The following is an 18235-nucleotide window of genomic DNA, read 5'->3' as shown; positions in this document are numbered from 1 at the left end:
GATATGCAGGCAAGATTACCCACCCGCCTGATTCTCACGTGCTCTGCAATTGAGCGTGACATGCCAAATCCAGCTCGAAGTCCTGCCCAGCTGAAACCTGTCCCGAAAAGTGCCTGTCGAGACCAGCTTCCTGTTTATTTCTTTCAGGCAGCAGACTGCAGCAAGATCGTAAGGATAAAACAGCAGCCTGAAGTGCCAGCAATTTTATCCTTATTCCCTTCTCTACGGCCTTAAAGAGATCTTTCCGCAAAGCCTGCCAGGCTTTACGAAGCACTCCCCTTCCTGGTGGTTTTACGTGCACGTTGGCCGGTTTTGGACGCCGGTGCGGCTTTTTGGCCGGCCTTAGCCTTTGTTCCCAGGGCTGCTGTTTCCGTCACGCTTTCCGAAGCAGCGCTGCCATCAGGCGGGAGGAGCTCCAGCAGGAAAGCCTCAAGCGGGGCGAGGCTGGGAGCTTCCAGACCTTCTTCCACCCCTTCGACCGGCCCCAGACGGGTCCCATCGGTGAAGGTAGCCGTGAGACGAAGGCGCCACCCCTCCGCCTTATCGCCTTTCAGACGGGCACGCAGGCCCAGGATGGGCAGAGCCATCCCCCGGGAGCCGCAGAACTCACCCCCTTCGGCCCAGGGAGAAAGCCATTTCTTGCCCAGAACCGCCTGGTATTCCAGGCAGTCAGGCCCAAGCGCCCCTTCAGGCGTGATGGAAAAACCCTCGATCCACAATGTGCTGCCAGGCTCACCCAGCCAGCTGCCGATGGCAGCACCGATATCCCCGTGCTGCTGCACATGAGCAGCGATTTCCTGGGGGCCTGCTTCTCCGGCAGCCGTCTGGGAAGCAGCAGCCTCATCGTCAAACACACCACCGATCAGGCGCATGACCTGAAGGCGCGGGGCCGGGTGGGGATATTGGGGGTCCTGGTAGGTGGTGATCAGCACCCCTGCCGGTCCCTTGTGCACGCGTACGAGAGCCGCCCCGTTCGTGGCCCCCAACCAGCCATCGGGAGCGAAAGTGGCAATATCAACCACGTCTGCTTCCACGCCCGGCGCCCGGTTGATGCGCACGCCCGGCAGCCCTGTCGGCCCGGGTGGCTGCTGGCCTGGGGCGTGATAGACACAGAACACGCCGGCATCCAGCATCATGACATGCGCCCCGGCAGTCAGGTCGATCACCCGCTCCGTTGCCGCGCGTTTTTCTACCGTTCCCGTCTCTCCACTTTCAGCAGACGCAGCCTCCGCACCGGGAGGTTGGGTAGCAGTCGTAAGATTTCTGTACTCTTCCGACCCGGAACGATTTTTCACTGCCATGATGTCTCCTGCATGATCCTTCAGCTTGATGCCAGCCCCACACCAGCCTCAGCCTGTTCTTATCTGTACCAATCAGCTGGTCTCAATATTTCATCAGTCCATGCAGTTATGCCCTGAAATGCATTGGACACCTGCATTGTTATCCTGACTCTGTAGCTTTTACCGTTTCTAAAGAAAGTTCCAGCAAATCTCTACCGGAAAATACTCCATTATTCTGTGCTCAACCCGCTTCCTGCCCCTTATCACTTCTTTCAGCGACACCTGGCGGCCTTTCCTGACTGGCAAGCGCCAGCAGGCGTTGGGCCAGGGCAGCCACCTCTTTTTCCACGCCATCGTTACCAGCTGCCGAAAGAACCGGCAGAACCATGCCGAAAAACGGCTCGTTTCCGGGCTCTGTGCCGCCCGCTGCCCTCTCAGCGGCCCGAATCCGCTCCGGCACCGCGCCGATATCAAAACAGGCTACCTTCACCCCTGCACGCCACAGCCATTCCAGCGCGTAACACCAGGTTTCAGGTGCAAGAGAGGGAATAAAGCCCAGGTCCAGCTCAGCCTTTTCCACCAGTTCCAGCGCTTCTTCCTCACGGTAAGGCCCTGTTACCGCTACGCCTGCGCTGATCAGAGCCTCATCATGCTCTGAAGTGCCGATCAGGACGAAATCGAGCGGCAGCTGCGCCTGGTGCACGTAACGGGCGAGATCCAACAGGAGGTCACCCCCTTTCCAGCGACTGATGCCGCCCACGATGCCGATCCGCCAGCGGCTGACTGGATTTTCACCAGACACGTTGCCACGCCCGGATTGACGCCCAGATTGATGAGAGCGACGGACCCGCGCCTCCCTGAAAGCCTGTCGAAGCCGGCTTTCATCCTGCGGCGCCCTGACCGTCACGGGCCTGGAAGCAGGAAAGTGCCGCTTCAGACGCGCGCCCGCATCCTGGCTGGGCGCAATGACGTGCCGGGCCGCTGCCAGTTCCTGAGCGGAGCGCTGGCGCAAGGCAGGCAGTTCGATCTCCTCTCCCAGGACCATGCCCCCACGCGCAACACAGGCCCGGCACGCGGCCAGATCCGGCTCTCCGCAATAGTTGCCTTCAGGCGACAGCAAAGCGATGCGGGGGCAGAACCAGACATGATCATGTACATAGGCATCATAAGGCACGCCCAGTTCCACATGCAGCTGACGCATCCAGGGCGCGTGGCCGACGAGATGATGCCATTCCACCGCTTTCGTGCCGAGCGCTTTCAGAAGTCCCACGAGGCGCGGCCCTTCAGCAGGCAGGCTGTAATTGATCTCGGGCCGCACCTGCCCCGGCACTTCCCCGGCCGCAGGCTCGGCCAGCGCCAGACGGCAGCCTGATGCAGTCGGAGAGAGGGTCAACGCCATAAAGCCTTCCTGGCGCAGGGCAGCCCCCCTTTCACGCACAGCACGCGCAACACCTCCGCCGCCCTCATGCTCGATCAACACCACGCTGCCTGCAGGAAATATTTCTTTGCCGGCTGGAGAATGTTCAAACTGCGCCAGCAGCCAGCCCTCAGCCAGTTCCCGCCGCATTGGCGCCAGGGGGTCACGCTGCTCGAAGGCCTGGACCTGCTGCAGGTAACCCGGATGCAGCATTTCAACGAGACGCAGGTTGCGTGCCAGCAGCGCCTGCCCGCCAGGCCCGAAGGAAACATTTCCCCTGTGGCGCACGTAGACATCCGCTGCAGCCAGATGCACGAAACCCGCTGCAGAGGCCCGGAGGCAGAAATCGTTCTCCTCACCGTAACCCTGGGCGAAAACCTCTGCACGCAACAGCCCGGTCTGTTGCAGACAGGCACCCGAAATGCCCATGCAGAATCCGTTGCCGGTCACCAGGGGCGGGAGGGATGCGACGCCCGTGCCGCTCTCTTCATTCATAGGCGCTGCCCTGGGAAGGCTGGCGCAAAGACGGTCGAGCTGACGGGCTTCTTCCAGGCTCGGAAAGGGATTAGCCTGGCTGACACTGGGCCATGAAAGCTGACCGCCAGCGTTTGAAAACGGCGTTGCCGTACCAACCCGCGGCAGGCTCAGCCAACGTCGCAGACGGCTCAGCCAGCCAGGGAAAACATAGGTATCGCTGTTGAGCAGAATGACATCGGGAACTGGCTTTAAAACCACTTCCGATGCCGGTATGGCCGCATTTTCTGCAACACCCGCCTGCGCCAGAACATGGGCGAGACCCCGATTGACGCTGCCCACGAAACCCAGATTGCGTTCATTGCGCAGAAGCGTAAGCCGACCCGACCCGGCCAGTGCCTCCAGACGCTGCAGAAGCGCCGGGTCTGTTGATGCATCATCAATCACGAGCAGTTGCGCCTCTTCCGGCGCCACGCTGAGCAGAAGGCTCTGCAGGCAGTCGAAAGTGTCCTTGCCGCCATTGTGAACCGGCACGATCACCACACACCCGTCAACGGGCTTTTGCCGAGCTGGCTCCGGCGCGCTCAGATCAGTTCTGTCTTCTTCCGGCTCCGCAAGCTTATAAGCCAGGGGCAGTGGCGTTGCGGGAACGCCAGATACATGAGCCCGCAGATCCGCCAGAGACCCGTAAACAGGCGCCCCTCTCAACGGTCGTCCATGTGTATCGCTCAGGATAAAGGAAGCGCCTTCTGCCAGATCGGGCAGGGTAGCTCGCTCAAGCGTGAAGAACCATGGCCTGCTCAGCCCCCTTTCCACTGCCGGAAACCATTTTTCTGCCTCCTGGCTTCCCTCAGGGCCAAGACAGGCGCTGACATCCAATGGAAAACTCTTTTCAGAAACGCCGGAAGACGGATGTAGCGGTTCCAGAAACAGTTTCGGCCTGAAATCCGGTTCCGCCGGATGGTACAGCCAGCCAGAAATGCCGCTTTCCGTCGCAACGACCAGAGACTCGCAACGTCTTAAGGCCTGGAGGTCAAACGGGCTGCCAAGAACGTCATGCCCCTGCACGCGCACTGTCAGATAACGCCCTGGGTGCCCGCCGGAAGCCGGACCCGCCTCCTCATCAGCCTTATCAAGACCCTCCAGCACATGGCGCCCTGAGGGCAGCCAACCCAGCAATTCTCCGTCGAGACGCACTTCCGCAGCCACCGGGCTGCGCAACAGCAGGGTCGAATCATTGGACAGCGTCGCCCAGCCCGGTCGTTGCGAAACGCGGGCCAGCCGGTCGGCCAACGGCTGAAAAGCTTCGGGAACAGGCAGGTGGTCAAGGCAATGTTGCAGAAGCCGGGCGGCTTCCGGCATCCGCCCCAGACGTTCCAGGCACAATGCTTCGCCATAAGCGGCTTCCGGCAGGTCGTGCGCCTGGCGCAGGCGTTGCAGGCCAGGCAGGGCCACCTGCGGTCGGTCCAACGCCAGGGCGGCCGTTACCTTGGCCAGGGTAGCGACACTGCATCCCCCGGTCAGCCTTTCCGAACGTTCCAGCCAGAAAAAGCCCTCTGCCGGTTTTCCAGCCGCCAGCGCATCCTGCCCCTGCTCGAAAGCTTCACGCGCCTCCCTTGCGCGACGTCTGCGCCCTTCAGCACGCGCCGCCTCGGCAGCTGCACTGCCATAGCCTGCAAAGCGGCGCGTTTCTGCCCTGTAACGCCCGCCTGTTTCAGGCACTCCCTCCCGTTGGGAGGGGCGAGATTGCGGGCTGGACCCTGTGCTCATCATGCCTGGCCGGGAAAAGAGGACCCTGAGCTCTGCACGGCAATTTCAGACAGCAGCTGTGCGGCCTCTTCCTGCCCTTGGGCAGCTGCCTTTTCCAACCAGAACTCAGCCTTCCGCCCTGTCCTGACGACTCCCCAGACCCTTCAGCAGATAGCGCCCCAGCATCAGCTGCGCCAGGGCATGCCCAAGTTCGGCCGCCCGCCTGAAATAACCTTCCGCTTTCTGGCGGTCTTCAGCGACCTCATGCCCCCCGCCGAAAAGTGCTCCCAAGGCAAAAAGCGCTTCCGGATCATCCCGTTCCGCTGCGGGCCGGTACAGCAGAACAGCTTTTTCATGGTCCGGCGGAATGACCACCTCACGCCCGGCAGGCCCTTCCCGGAAATGACCGTTGACCAGAATCCGACCCACTGCCAGACAGGCTTCAGTCATTCCTGCCTGTGCGGCTTTTTCCATCCAGTGCAGGCCTTCCAGCGGGTCGGCTTCCTGCCCCTGGCCATGAAAGACCAGAGAGCCGTACCAGAACTGGGCATTCACCACGCTTTCCCGCGCCTGGGCCAGCCATTGCAGGGCTTCAGCCGGATTGCGTTCTCCACCGATGCCCTGTGCCAGACACACCCCCAGATTGTAAGCGCTGACCATGTCTCCCTTTCGGGCACGCTGCCGCAGCCGTTCCTGCAGTTGATCGCCTTCCTGCACTGTGCGGGCCTCATCAAGCAGCAACAGGGTGCCCAGCTCGGCATCAGCATGGCTGTCTCCGGCCTCAGCAGCATGGCGAAGCCAATGGGCCGCCTGGCGCTGGTCAGGTTTGGTGCCTGTACCGCTCAGATAAAGAAAAGCCAGCGCACGTGCGGCTGGCACGTGGCCCTGTTCAGCAGCATGGCGATACCATTTCAGCGCTGTCGCCGGCTTGTTGAAGGGCGGTTCCCCGCGGATGTAGAGATCACCCAGCAAGGCCGCCGCATCACTCTCACCCCCATAAGCCGCCTGACGCAGCCAGCTTTCGGCCATTACGGGATTGCTCTTTATCCCCACGCCGCGCAGCAGCATCATTCCATAACGCGCTTGTGCCGACGCCAGGCCCAGCTCAGCGGCCTGCTCATAACACCTGGCGGCCTGTTCAAGATCACGTGGAAAACCGCAGGCGTTTTCGTGCATCCATCCCAGAGTGGCATAGGCAGTGCCGATCCCAGCAACAGCCGCGCGTTCCAGCGAGCGGGCCGCTCTCTGCTGCTGGGTTTCGGAACGTGCTTCTTCAAGCAGAACAAGCCCCAGGCCCAGATGCCCCTGAGGCGCGTCGTTCTGTGCGGCCCGTTCATAAAGAACACGTGCCTTGGGCAAATCGCGGAACTGTTCCGGGCCATGGGTGAGAAGATGGGCCAGCAGTGCCTGGCCTTCGCCATGATCCTGAGCTGCAGCCTGACGACTCCAGAACAGGGCCTTTTCATAATCCGGTGTCGATTCGTTTTCCACCTCGGGCCGCTGGCGCTGAGGCAGCTGCATCTGTTTCGGATCAAAGCCTTTGGGCAGACCCATCGCATAAAGCGTGGCCAGGCTGAATGCCGCTTCCGGCAGACCGCGCTGTGCCGCTGCATACAGCCAGCGCGCGCCTTCTGTCAGCGAGGCAGGCACACCACGTCCCCGCAGGTAGCACTGTCCTACTTCATACTGCGCTTCCGCCACGCCTTTGCGGGCCAGATCCGCATAATGCCTGAAAAGCTGGGGCAGATTGTCATGAGCCTGCAGGGCATGGGCCTTTGCACGCTGCCGCTTGGTCAGCCGCTGCCTGACCTCATTCCTGCGTTCAGGATGAGAGGAATGAGCTTTCTCCCTGCCCTGAAACCGCTGTCTCACCATAGTCTCCGTGCCTGACCTTCCTGTCCTTCAGGAAGGTTCCCTCATGCCATTCGTCAAGGTCGGCATCGCCTGGGAGAACAGATACTGCATGATGGTCCGTTTGCCCACATCGATATCAGCGATGACCGGCACGCCCGGGGCAGGATGGAAGAAGGGCGGAACACCATGCAGGGTGAATTTGGTGATCTTGATGCGCACCCGGTAGTAAAGAGGCGCGCCTTTCACTTCACCACCCTGCAGCTCGTTGGGATCGACACCGGCACGGATATTGTCGCTCATCATCTGGTTGGGCATGAAGGTATCCGCACTGATCAGACGCACAGTTCCGAGTGCGCCACCGAACTGATCGTACGGAAAAGTATTAAACTTGATGAGAGCATGGTCACCGGTCTTGACGTAGCCCCCATCCTGAGCGGACATCAGCCCTTCCATTTCCAGCCCCGTTCCGACCGGCATCAAGGTCATCAAATTCGTGCCCATCTGCGCCACCGCGCCAGGGGTGACCCGGTTGATCGTCAGCACCACCCCATCTGCCGGCGCACGCAACTCAATCAGCCCCTGATACAGACGCGCTTTCTGGTAATCCCCCTTGAGCTGGGCATATTTGCGCTCCGCCTGGGTCAGGTTTTCCAGGGCAGTGGCTTTCCAGTTCTCGACGTAGCTCGTCCGAACAGCCTGCAGAGCGTCCAGCTTTGATTGTGCCGCATGAGCCTCCTGCTGGGCGGCGATCAGGGAGCGCTCCGTATCCATAACACTGTTCTGGGCTTCGAGAGTGCTGAGCCGCGAGCCCACCTGCGCCTGCAGTTCGCGCTGACGCATGGACAGCACAGCCGAAACAACCCTGAGCTTGCTGGCATACATGGCCGCATTGGCCCGGGCCGTCTGCAGGTCATTCTGCAGGGCAGAGATACGCTTGGCATAATCCTGCAGATGCGCCTTGTAATCCTGCTGGCGGCGGACAAAAACCTTCCCCTGCTCTACCGAAGCGGGCTCGTTGAGGTCAGGCGTATAGGCTTCCCCCTGGATCTCCGCTTTCAGGCGGGCAATTTCAGCCCTGTAGGAAAGCACCTGATCGCTCAGGCTGACCGCATTGGCCTGGCTGAGGGTCGGGTCAAGAGTAAGCAGCACCTGACCTTTATGCACATATTCACCGATATGCGCGTGGACGGAACGGACGATGGCACTTTCGAAAGACTGGATCTCCATGGGCTGTTCGACCGAGATCAGACGCCCCTGCACGCTCACCACCTTGTTGAGCGGAAACAGCGCCATAGCCGCCAAACTGGCCAGCACGAGACCGCTGACGATCCAGATAATGCCTTCAGCCGTCGCCGAGGCAGGCAGGTTGACCAGGCCGGTGGTGGGAGAGTGAAATTCGAGCAGCTCGACCGGCATCCCCCCCGGCGCAAAGGGATCTGTAGCTTCACGAGGCGCGTTCTGGCTTCCGTCCACGCCTCCACCAGGAGAAGCTTCGCCCGAAGCCCGGGCCGGAAGATGGTTTCCCCTCTGGTCTGAGGGCTGACCGGTAGGCTGACGGGGGGTCTCATTGTTCTGATTAGGCGCGCTCATCTATCTGCCTCCCCGTTTTTCTGCGTCTTAGCTTTCTGGGCGCTTTCTTCCTTTTCGTGCGCCTCCCATTTCTCCATCACCTCCTCGTCATGCTTGACGTCTTCCTTGTAGAGATGTCGGTTCTGCTGCAACCATAGAGTACGATAGATCTCGCAACGTTCGACCAGGACATGGTGAGGCGCCAGATCGACCATACGGCCTTTGTCCATAACGCCGATCAGGTCACAATTGACCAATGACGAAAGACGGTGCGAGACAATCACCATCGTCCGGCCGGCACCAAGGTGTTCGAGATTGGCATTCACCAGAGCTTCTGATTCAGGATCAAGGGCTGAGGTAGCTTCATCGAGTATCATCAGCTTGGGATCGGTTACGACGGCACGTGCAATGGCCAGGCGCTGGCGCTGGCCGCCGGAAATATTGGTCGAGCCTTCCTCAATGAATGTATTGAAACCCGCCGGCATGCGTTCGATGAATTCTTCCGCCTCCGCCAGGCGCGCTGCCTTGACAACGTCCTCGAAAGTCAGACCGGCCCGTTGGGCCGTGATATTGTCCTTGATGGTGCCACGGAACAGGAAGTTATCCTGCAGAACGACCCCCATGCAGCGCCTCAGATAATGCAGATTGATTTCACGTAAATCCACATCATCCAGCTTCACAAAACCATCGTAGTTGCGGCTGACACCGAGCAGAAGCCGGGTCAGGGTGGACTTGCCCGAACCTGAACGGCCGACCAGTCCCAGCATCGTGCCGGCCGGAATACTGAAATTGATGTCCTTCAGGGCGGGAGTGCTTGAACCGGGGTAGGTGTAATTGACATGCACGAAGTCGAGCGCCCCCTTGATAGGCGGACGTAAACCAGTGGTAAGGGCCAATGTCTCAGTGGGTTGGTTGAGCACCGAGCCTGCTTCACCCAGAGAAACTGATACCTCATTGAAGCTTTCCACCAGGCGCGCCAACCCGACCAGCGGGGCTGTGACCCGCCCGCTGAGCATCATGAAAGCCATCAGCGCACCCGCCTGCATCCCACTGGCATGAATCAGGATGAGATAGGCGCCAACCAGTATGATGCCGCGATTGATAAACAGATTGATCGGCTGGATCAGAAGGTTGATCCAGTTGGCCAGCCGCCCCGAGGCCAACCGCCAGCGTACAACATGAGCAGTAGCTTCATCCCAGTCTTCTCGTCTGGTGCCTTCCAGAGCCATAGTCTTGACGGTCTTGATGCCGGCAACCGTCTCATACAGCACAGCATTGCGCTTCAAATCGGCCTTAATATAGGCCCCCATCACGCGCGTCATGGCCGGTAGAGTCACCACAACGATGATCCCTATCAGTCCGGCTGCCGCAACAGTCATCCAAGCTAGAGGGGCGCAAAGATAGAACAGGACAGGCAGCAGGACGATCAACACGAACAGATCAAGCAGCGTGCTCATCATCTGGCCGGTAATAAAATCCCTGACCTTGAAGATGGCCGCAAAACGCCCCAGGACTTCACCGGTCTGCTCACGCTCATAGAATTCCAGAGGCAACATGAGCAATCGGTTGAAGGCGTGTAGGGAAATACGCGCATCCAGGCGCGTGGCGACCACGAGGGCCATTTCCTTCTGTGCATAGGTCAACAGAATCTCATAAACGCTCAGGATGATCACAAACGCACTCAGCGAAACCAGCGTGGCCATGGAGTGGTAGTTCACCACGCGGTCGATCACCTGCATGACGATCAGCGCCGGAAAGAGCTGCAGAATGCTCGAGATCAGCGCGGCCAGCAGAATGTCACGCATGGGCCGTTTTTCGCGCAGTACCATCCTGACAAACCAAGCCAGATCGAAGCGGGCATCCGCTTCGCTCTGGTTACGGTTGCGTTTGATCAGAACGATATCCCCTGTCCATACCTGCGACAGGCGCAGGTGATCGACAGGTACCGGCGGCGTGCCGAAAGGCATCATCGGGTCCGCCAGCCACACCAGACCTTCTTCCGGGCTGGTACGCATCAGCAATGAGGCCGAACCATCACGGAACAGCAGCACGACAGGCGGCGTGTTTCCCAGTCTGACCAGGAAGTCCCAGCGCAACCGCATTCCCTTGGCGACCAGACCCTGATCATCCAGCCAGCGTACCAGAGTGGCCGGCGAAGGAGAGGCCTCCCCCGGTTCAGCCGCAAAAGCGTCAATAGCCAGATCCACCCCATGGAAAGCAGCTGCTTTCACGCAGGCCATCAGCCTGACATAGGTAGGGGTGACGTATTCCGGATGCAGGGTCTGACGCTGTTCCGCCTCTAACTGATGCCTGGCTGCCACATCGCTTCCATTGCCGGCAGGAGGCATTCCCTGCGGGTCGTCAGACGGGTGATCGGAAGAAGGCGGTTGGTCCACAGATGGCCTCTCGTTGCAATCAGGAGATAAAAACAGGGAAACGTGCTGATTGGCGCGTCAGAAAACGGTCAAGCACGGGCTCGGCCCTGCCGGAAGGCGAATAATCCTTCACGTTATGCCCGAATTTCCTGCTTCAACACTACCCTGCTCAGGGACGGAGGGTTGAAAAAGGTTAAAAAATCTACCGTTTACCTAACTTTCAAAAAGAAGCCGACGTAAAGGCCACATATAAACAGTGCGATTTTGCTTTTTCTCAGGATCTTCTAGTCTTTTTGGCGCTTCAAGGCGCGCTGGCATCAGTCTGACTCGCCTGGCCAGTCAGGGTCTGGGCTCTTTTCCAGGCTTCATTAAAGCCCCGCATGGAAATCGGCACGGTGATTTCGCGTCCGTTGAGCAGCTGGAACGAGAGCTGCACCTGGCGGGCCTGCTGGAAGTTTCGCATCTGGGTATCATCGAGATCCAACGGCACAATACAGCCATTGGCCCGACAGGTCGTGAAAGGATAATTCTGCCCTACGGGATCAGTATTCATCCTGAGATCTAAGCCCTTCAGCAACGCAAGGCCGAAAGGCAGCATCACCTGCCCATTGACCTGATGAGCCAGTGGCTGAAAGGAAATACGCACGATCTGCTGATGGGTGCGCTGATTAAGCAGCCTCTGGCTCACCACACATCTGACCGTTTTATCAGGGCCTGTCTGCTGTTGGCAGGCTAATTTCCAGTCCTGGAATACTGCCACTTGCACAGGCGCTTCTTCTGCGGGGCGGCTTCCAAGCCTGGTCATGGGGGCCGTGGCAGCCAGACAGTTCTGAGAAAAAAGGCCCACACAGAAAAGTCCAAACGCCAGACTGACTGAATGTTTCCAGGCAGGTCTGAGGCAGGAAAATTGAACAAGCGAAGTCTGCCTGATTGCTGGCAGCGCCAAGAGAAGTTTCATTTTCACTGTGATAGTGCCGTTCATATCCTGTGGACCTATTCCAGAACTTCAAAATAAGTTTCTGCAAACAGGTCTCTCTATACAAGTCAGGGAGCGGAAAGAGTGAACCTCCCGCTCCCTGATTGATACCAAGCGCCTAAAGAGGCAGTCGTCAACCGTTCTTACCAGCGATAGGTCACATGACCCATACCGCCGCTGGTCGTAAGGCGATTGCCATACTGACCGATGAAGTCCAGTCCGATGTCCAGACGATCGGTCATCTTGGCACTCACACCGGCTTCCACCAGGGCCGTATTGGTGGAAAGCGGCGTACCGATCACATCCATGTCGTAACCGACACCGGCACCAGCCACACCGAAACGTTCACGCACCGTGCCACGCGTGATGCCGAAGGCATAACGGTAAGCCGCCATGACATGCGGGGAAATCCACCCGGCACCGAACTTCACACGCGTCGCCGCCTTCAGCCCGAAGGTCGAGTAACCCATGCTGGTGTCCTGTCCCTTGACGCGCAGGTTGGCCAGCGTATCGCCGTGCTCGTTCATGTGCGAGCTGTTGTAGTTGACCCAGGTCATCCGCACGAACGGCTCCAGCTCAACCGGGTTCTCCCTGGTAGCCATCACGATGAACTTGTAGCCGGATTCACCGAAGACCTGCGCAGTGCCACCCAGATTGCCGCCATTCGTGTGACCATAGTAGCCCGGGAAGCGGATCGTGCGCCTGGAGTTGAGGATGTTCCAGGTATAATCGGCACCGAGCTTCAGGGTAACCTGGGCATCCCGGTTCACACCGCCCACTTTCCACGCGGTGCCCGCATAGGCGCCGAGGGTCACGTTGTTGGAGCTGGTGCTGGAATCGCGGGCCCCGCCATTGGAGAACCAGGAGCGTCCATAAGCCAGGTTGCCACCGACGCGCCACTGGCCGACCATCGTGTCAGCGCCCATGATCCAGCCGACATCGCTGGTATCAAGGCCCGCGGCATTGGTGGCGGCCGGACGGCTGCCGGCATTGTGACCCTGGTTACCGTAGACAGTGCCCCACAGGTTGATCTTGCCGTATTTCATGCCTTCGTCACAGTAACCGCGGCCTTTCTGACCACGGGAAAGGCGACGAAGCTCATCATCCACACAGTCCAGTCGATCGATGACCGTATTACGGATGTAATAGCTGTCATTGATCATGGCCGTGCGCGCACTGGCATGAATCTCACCCGACAGCGCATCCAGAGCACGGTAACGCTGGGCATTGCTCAGACCGGCAACGATATTGGTCAGAGCATTGTCACCCGTGGAACCCACCACGCCGTCCAGCCCGTGACCGGCCGCGCACTCGTTACGCGTGCCCGCCCCGATGCAGAAGCTGGCATTCGGGTTGCGCATCAGGCCGATCTGCACCTCATTGGAGGTGTAGTTCACACCTGCAATTTCCAGCATGGAGTGCGTGGCGATCAGGCCGCTCTGATCGTAGCTGGTGAACTTGCCAGAAACGCCGCCCGTGGCATCAACAAGCGTGTAGTGCTGACCCAGGTTAAGGTTGGCGCCATCATTGGCCGTCACATGCAGGGTCGCGCCCGGATCAATGGCGAAAGAACCGGTCAGGTCCGCCTGGCTGGAGGCCAGGTTGGGGCCGACATTCGCCACCATTGACGAGCCGGCTTTCATGACGGCACTGCCATTCACCTGCATCTTGCCATACGGGTTGGACGTTCCGAGACCCGGTGCAAAGGTGCCGTAAATGGTGGCATTGCCGATCGTGCCCGTGCCGTCCAGGGTCGCGCCCTGGTTAACCGTTGTATTGGCCGAGGAAGCCGTGCTTCCCAGAACCCGCAGCGTTCCGTTGGCGACGGTGGTGTTACCGGTATAGGTGTTGTCGCCGGTGAGCGTCAGCGTGCCCTGGCCCGCCTTGTCAAGCGCACCGCTGCCCGACAGCACACCGGACAGCCCCGCATTGCCGCCGTTCGTGTCGATCGTCGAGGCACCGTTGCTACCGTCCGTCAGCTTCATGTTCACTGACGTGTTCAGGTCGCTGCCGCTGCGAACCTGCAGCGTGCCCCCGTTCAGGTTCATCGCATACGCGCTGCCGGTCGACTGGATCCCGCTCTGGCCGTTGCTGTCACCTGCAACCAGCTTGCCACCGGCGTTCACGTTCAGCGTCCCGCTGCCCTGACCGCTGCCGTCGCCGAACGCAACAACACCCTGCGACACAACCGTGCCGCCGTCATTGATGTTCACGGTGCCGTTGCCGTCACCGTTCACCGCCAGAAGCTGCGTCGCCGTCAGCTGAGCGCCCTTGCCGCCGACATTGACCGTGCCCGTGCTGCCTGCATAGTTGCCCGCAAACACCTGGCCTGCCGTCACCTGGCCGCCATTGGTCACGTTCAGCGTGCCCTGGCCACCTTTGCCCGAGCCGTAGCTGCTGTCGCCATTGCCGACCGTCAGGCTGCCCGCAACGTTCGCACGCGAGCCCGAGCCATCAACCGTCAGCTCACCGTTCGAGTTGCCCGCAAGCCCGATGTTCACGTTGCCCTTGGCGTCAAGCGTGCCGCCATTGACAATGTCCATCCCAGCAGCGTTGCCATGACCGTCGCCGATGATCACGTAACCGTTGTTGGTCACGTGGCCGCCTGCACCGATGTCCAGCTTGCCGTCCTGAACCGCGATGCTGCCACCGGGCGTGGGCGCGTTCATGTCCTTGGGCCATGCCTTGCCGTCAGGGCTCGTGCCCTCCAGGTCCACATTGCCCGTCAGCGTCGTCGTGCCGGCGCCCTTCTTGGTCATCCCGCCGGAACCGGTGATCGTCTGGTTCATCGCCAGGTCGTTGCTGCGGTTGATCACCAGCTCGGACGTGTCCGAAGCCAGCGCGATGTTCTTGCTGGCGATCGACCCCGTCGTGCCGCCATTGCCCAGCTGCAGCGTTCCGTTGGCGACGGTGGTGTTACCGGTATAGGTGTTGTCGCCGGTGAGCGTCAGCGTGCCCTGGCCCGCCTTGTCAAGCGCACCGCTGCCCGACAGCACACCGGACAGCCCCGCATTGCCCCCGTTCGTGTCGATCGTCGAGGCACCGTTGCTACCGTCCGTCAGCTTCATGTTCACTGACGTGTTCAGGTCGCTGCCGCTGCGAACCTGCAGCGTGCCCCCGTTCAGGTTCATCGCATACGCGCTGCCGGTCGACTGGATCCCGCTCTGGCCGTTGCTGTCACCAGCAATCAGCTTGCCGCCAGCGTTCACGTTCAGCGTCCCGCTGCCCTGACCGCTGCCGTCGCCGAACGCAACAACACCCTGCGACACAACCGTGCCGCCGTCATTGATGTTCACGGTGCCGTTGCCGTCACCGTTCACCGCCAGAAGCTGCGTCGCCGTCAGCTGCGCGCCCTTGCCGCCGACATTGACCGTGCCCGTGCTGCCCGCATAGTTGCCCGCAAACACCTGGCCTGCCGTCACCTGGCCGCCATTGGTCACGTTCAGCGTGCCCTGGCCGCCTTTGCCCGAGCCGTAGCTGCTGTCGCCATTGCCGACCGTCAGGCTGCCCGCAACGTCCGCACGCGAGCCCGAACCGTCAACCGTCAGCTCACCGTTCGAGTTGCCCGCAAGCCCGATGTTCACATTGCCCTTGGCGTCAAGCGTGCCGCCATTGACAATGTCCATCCCAGCAGCGTTGCCATGACCGTCGCCGATGATCACGTAACCGTTGTTGGTCACGTGGCCGCCTGCACCGATGTCCAGCTTGCCGTCCTGAACCGCGATGCTGCCACCGGGCGTGGGCGCGTTCATGTCCTTGGGCCATGCCTTGCCGTCAGGGCTCGTGCCCTCCAGGTCCACATTGCCCGTCAGCGTCGTCGTGCCGGCGCCCTTCTTGGTCATCCCGCCGGAACCGGTGATCGTCTGGTTCATCGCCAGGTCGTTGCTGCGGTTGATCACCAGCTCGGACGTGTCCGAAGCCAGCGCGATGTTCTTGCTGGCGATCGACCCCGTCGTGCCGCCATTGCCCAGCTGCAGCGTTCCGTTGGCGACGGTGGTGTTACCGGTATAGGTGTTGTCGCCGGTGAGCGTCAGCGTGCCCTGGCCCGCCTTGTCAAGCGCACCGCTGCCCGACAGCACACCGGACAGCCCCGCATTGCCCCCGTTCGTGTCGATCGTCGAGGCACCGTTGCTACCGTCCGTCAGCTTCATGTTCACTGACGTGTTCAGGTCGCTGCCGCTGCGAACCTGCAGCGTGCCCCCGTTCAGGTTCATCGCATACGCGCTGCCGGTCGACTGGATCCCGCTCTGGCCGTTGCTGTCACCAGCAATCAGCTTGCCGCCAGCGTTCACGTTCAGCGTCCCGCTGCCCTGACCGCTGCCGTCGCCGAACGCAACAACACCCTGCGACACAACCGTGCCGCCGTCATTGATGTTCACGGTGCCGTTGCCGTCACCGTTCACCGCCAGAAGCTGCGTCGCCGTCAGCTGAGCGCCCTTGCCGCCGACATTGACCGTGCCCGTGCTGCCTGCATAGTTGCCCGCAAACACCTGGCCTGCCGTCACCTGGCCGCCATTGGTCACGTTCAGCGTGCCCTGGCCACCTTTGCCCGAGCCGTAGCTGCTGTCGCCATTGCCGACCGTCAGGCTGCCCGCAACGTTCGCACGCGAGCCCGAGCCATCAACCGTCAGCTCACCGTTCGAGTTGCCCGCAAGCCCGATGTTCACGTTGCCCTTGGCGTCAAGCGTGCCGCCATTGACAATGTCCATCCCAGCAGCGTTGCCATGACCGTCGCCGATGATCACGTAACCGTTGTTGGTCACGTGGCCGCCTGCACCGATGTCCAGCTTGCCGTCCTGAACCGCGATGCTGCCACCGGGCGTGGGCGCGTTCATGTCCTTGGGCCATGCCTTGCCGTCAGGGCTCGTGCCCTCCAGGTCCACATTGCCCGTCAGCGTCGTCGTGCCGGCGCCCTTCTTGGTCATCCCGCCGGAACCGGTGATCGTCTGGTTCATCGCCAGGTCGTTGCTGCGGTTGATCACCAGCTCGGACGTGTCCGAAGCCAGCGCGATGTTCTTGCTGGCGATCGACCCCGTCGTGCCGCCATTGCCCAGCTGCAGCGTTCCGTTGGCGACGGTGGTGTTACCGGTATAGGTGTTGTCGCCGGTGAGCGTCAGCGTGCCCTGGCCCGCCTTGTCAAGCGCACCGCTGCCCGACAGCACACCGGACAGCCCCGCATTGCCCCCGTTCGTGTCGATCGTCGAGGCACCGTTGCTACCGTCCGTCAGCTTCATGTTCACTGACGTGTTCAGGTCGCTGCCGCTGCGAACCTGCAGCGTGCCCCCGTTCAGGTTCATCGCATACGCGCTGCCGGTCGACTGGATCCCGCTCTGGCCGTTGCTGTCACCAGCAATCAGCTTGCCACCGGCGTTCACGTTCAGCGTCCCGCTGCCCTGACCGCTGCCGTCGCCGAACGCAACAACACCCTGCGACACAACCGTGCCGCCGTCATTGATGTTCACGGTGCCGTTGCCGTCACCGTTCACCGCCAGAAGCTGCGTCGCCGTCAGCTGCGCGCCCTTGCCGCCCACATTGACCGTGCCCGTGCTGCCCGCATAGTTGCCCGCAAACACCTGGCCTGCCGTCACCTGGCCGCCATTGGTCACGTTCAGCGTGCCCTGGCCGCCCTTGCCCGAGCCGTAGCTGCTGTCGCCATTGCCGACCGTCAGGCTGCCCGCAACGTCCGCACGCGAGCCCGAACCGTCAACCGTCAGCTCACCGTTCGAGTTGCCCGCAAGCCCGATGTTCACATTGCCCTTGGCGTCAAGCGTGCCGCCATTGACAATGTCCATCCCAGCAGCGTTGCCGTCACGGCCAACAATGACGTAGCCATCATTGCTGACCTTACCGCCCGCACCGATGTCCAGCTTGCCGTTTTCGACGGAAATGCTGCCGTTAGGAACCGGATCGCTCGGCCCTTTCGGGAAAGCATCTCCAGCGACAGCGCCGGTGTAGCTCTGGGCATCGGTAATGGTGGTCGTGCCCGTACCAGTCTTCTGATACGAGCTGCCCCCGCCATTGCCCTGTGTGCCTCCCAGCTTGGTGCCTGCAGAAGTCGTCTGGCCCGGCGTATAGCTGACCGCTCCGAAAGTGAGGGGAGCGGATGTTTCCGTGCTGTCCGCCAGATCCATGACACCGGACTGACCCGTCACCTGGCTGTCATCAAGCCCCATTCCATCGGAGGCCGCCCGTGCCGCAGCCGGAACCAACAGACCGGAACTGCACAGCAGCAGCGTAGCCAGATGAAGATGGTATTTGCGTGGAAACAGCTCTCTACCCATTTCAGTAGAAAGACGAACTGCTCCAGCTAAATGACGACGCCCGGATTGGTGAAGGCGCATGACAACCCCGCTTTATAGAGAAAAAGTGTGAGGGAGGCGCTCTCCCGTCACTTAACTTTGAATTAGGAATTTGGTTACCTTCTCTTACGAAGAGGGGGGAAGGGAGGTCAAGACGATTCACCTCGGCAACATTAAGATAAAATTAAAAACTCTCCTTTAGTGTCTTTCCTGCCACAAAGCAGGTTTCCGACCTCCCGTGC

General features: G+C 60.7%; 7 protein-coding genes. All 7 read right to left on the bottom strand.

Annotated features, from left to right (window positions below; genetic code table 11):
* Positions 1-263 precede the first annotated feature (263 nt).
* On the bottom strand, positions 264-1301 hold the full coding sequence (locus E3E11_RS04450) for a hypothetical protein (protein WP_231118814.1): 1038 nt from the start codon (positions 1299-1301) through the stop codon (positions 264-266).
* 220 nt (positions 1302-1521) lie between these two features.
* Positions 1522-4893 carry a glycosyltransferase gene (locus E3E11_RS04445; RefSeq protein WP_141451348.1) on the bottom strand — a complete coding sequence of 1124 codons (3372 nt, stop codon included), beginning with the start codon at positions 4891-4893 and terminating at the stop codon, positions 1522-1524.
* A gap of 153 nt (positions 4894-5046) precedes the next feature.
* Complete coding sequence (locus E3E11_RS04440; protein ID WP_141451347.1) at positions 5047-6795, bottom strand: tetratricopeptide repeat protein; 1749 nt, start codon at positions 6793-6795, stop codon at positions 5047-5049.
* Positions 6796-6822: 27 nt separating this feature from the next.
* Entirely contained in the window at positions 6823-8364 is a 1542-nt protein-coding gene (locus E3E11_RS04435) for an HlyD family type I secretion periplasmic adaptor subunit (RefSeq protein ID WP_141451346.1), read from the bottom strand.
* Positions 8361-10583 (bottom strand): peptidase domain-containing ABC transporter, encoded by a 2223-nt coding sequence (locus tag E3E11_RS04430; RefSeq protein WP_231119025.1) that lies wholly within the window; start codon positions 10581-10583, stop codon positions 8361-8363. Before E3E11_RS04430 ends, E3E11_RS04435 begins: the two co-directional genes overlap by 4 nt.
* A gap of 436 nt (positions 10584-11019) precedes the next feature.
* Positions 11020-11406: an invasion associated locus B family protein gene (locus E3E11_RS04425; protein ID WP_231118812.1), complete on the bottom strand. Its 387-nt coding sequence runs from the start codon at positions 11404-11406 to the stop codon at positions 11020-11022.
* Between the two features lie 431 nt (positions 11407-11837).
* The gene (locus tag E3E11_RS04420; protein WP_168189196.1) at positions 11838-17975 is read right to left on the bottom strand and encodes an autotransporter-associated beta strand repeat-containing protein; all 6138 of its coding nucleotides are present in this window, start codon (positions 17973-17975) and stop codon (positions 11838-11840) included.
* Positions 17976-18235: the final 260 nt, after the last annotated feature.

Source organism: Oecophyllibacter saccharovorans, from assembly GCF_006542375.1.
In the GTDB taxonomy this organism is placed as follows: domain Bacteria; phylum Pseudomonadota; class Alphaproteobacteria; order Acetobacterales; family Acetobacteraceae; genus Oecophyllibacter; species Oecophyllibacter saccharovorans.
This window is presented reverse-complemented; position numbering and strand designations above follow the sequence as displayed.

Bases quoted from the DNA above. Each gene is read 5' to 3' on its own strand.
- E3E11_RS04450 (WP_231118814.1), bottom strand. From the start codon at position 1,301: ATGGCAGTGAAAAATCGTTCCGGGTCGGAAGAGTACAGAAATCTTACG.
- E3E11_RS04440 (WP_141451347.1), bottom strand. From the start codon at position 6,795: ATGGTGAGACAGCGGTTTCAGGGCAGGGAGAAAGCTCATTCCTCTCAT.
- E3E11_RS04435 (WP_141451346.1), bottom strand. From the start codon at position 8,364: ATGAGCGCGCCTAATCAGAACAATGAGACCCCCCGTCAGCCTACCGGT.
- E3E11_RS04430 (WP_231119025.1), bottom strand. From the start codon at position 10,583: ATGGCCTGCGTGAAAGCAGCTGCTTTCCATGGGGTGGATCTGGCTATT.
- E3E11_RS04420 (WP_168189196.1), bottom strand. From the start codon at position 17,975: ATGGGTAGAGAGCTGTTTCCACGCAAATACCATCTTCATCTGGCTACG.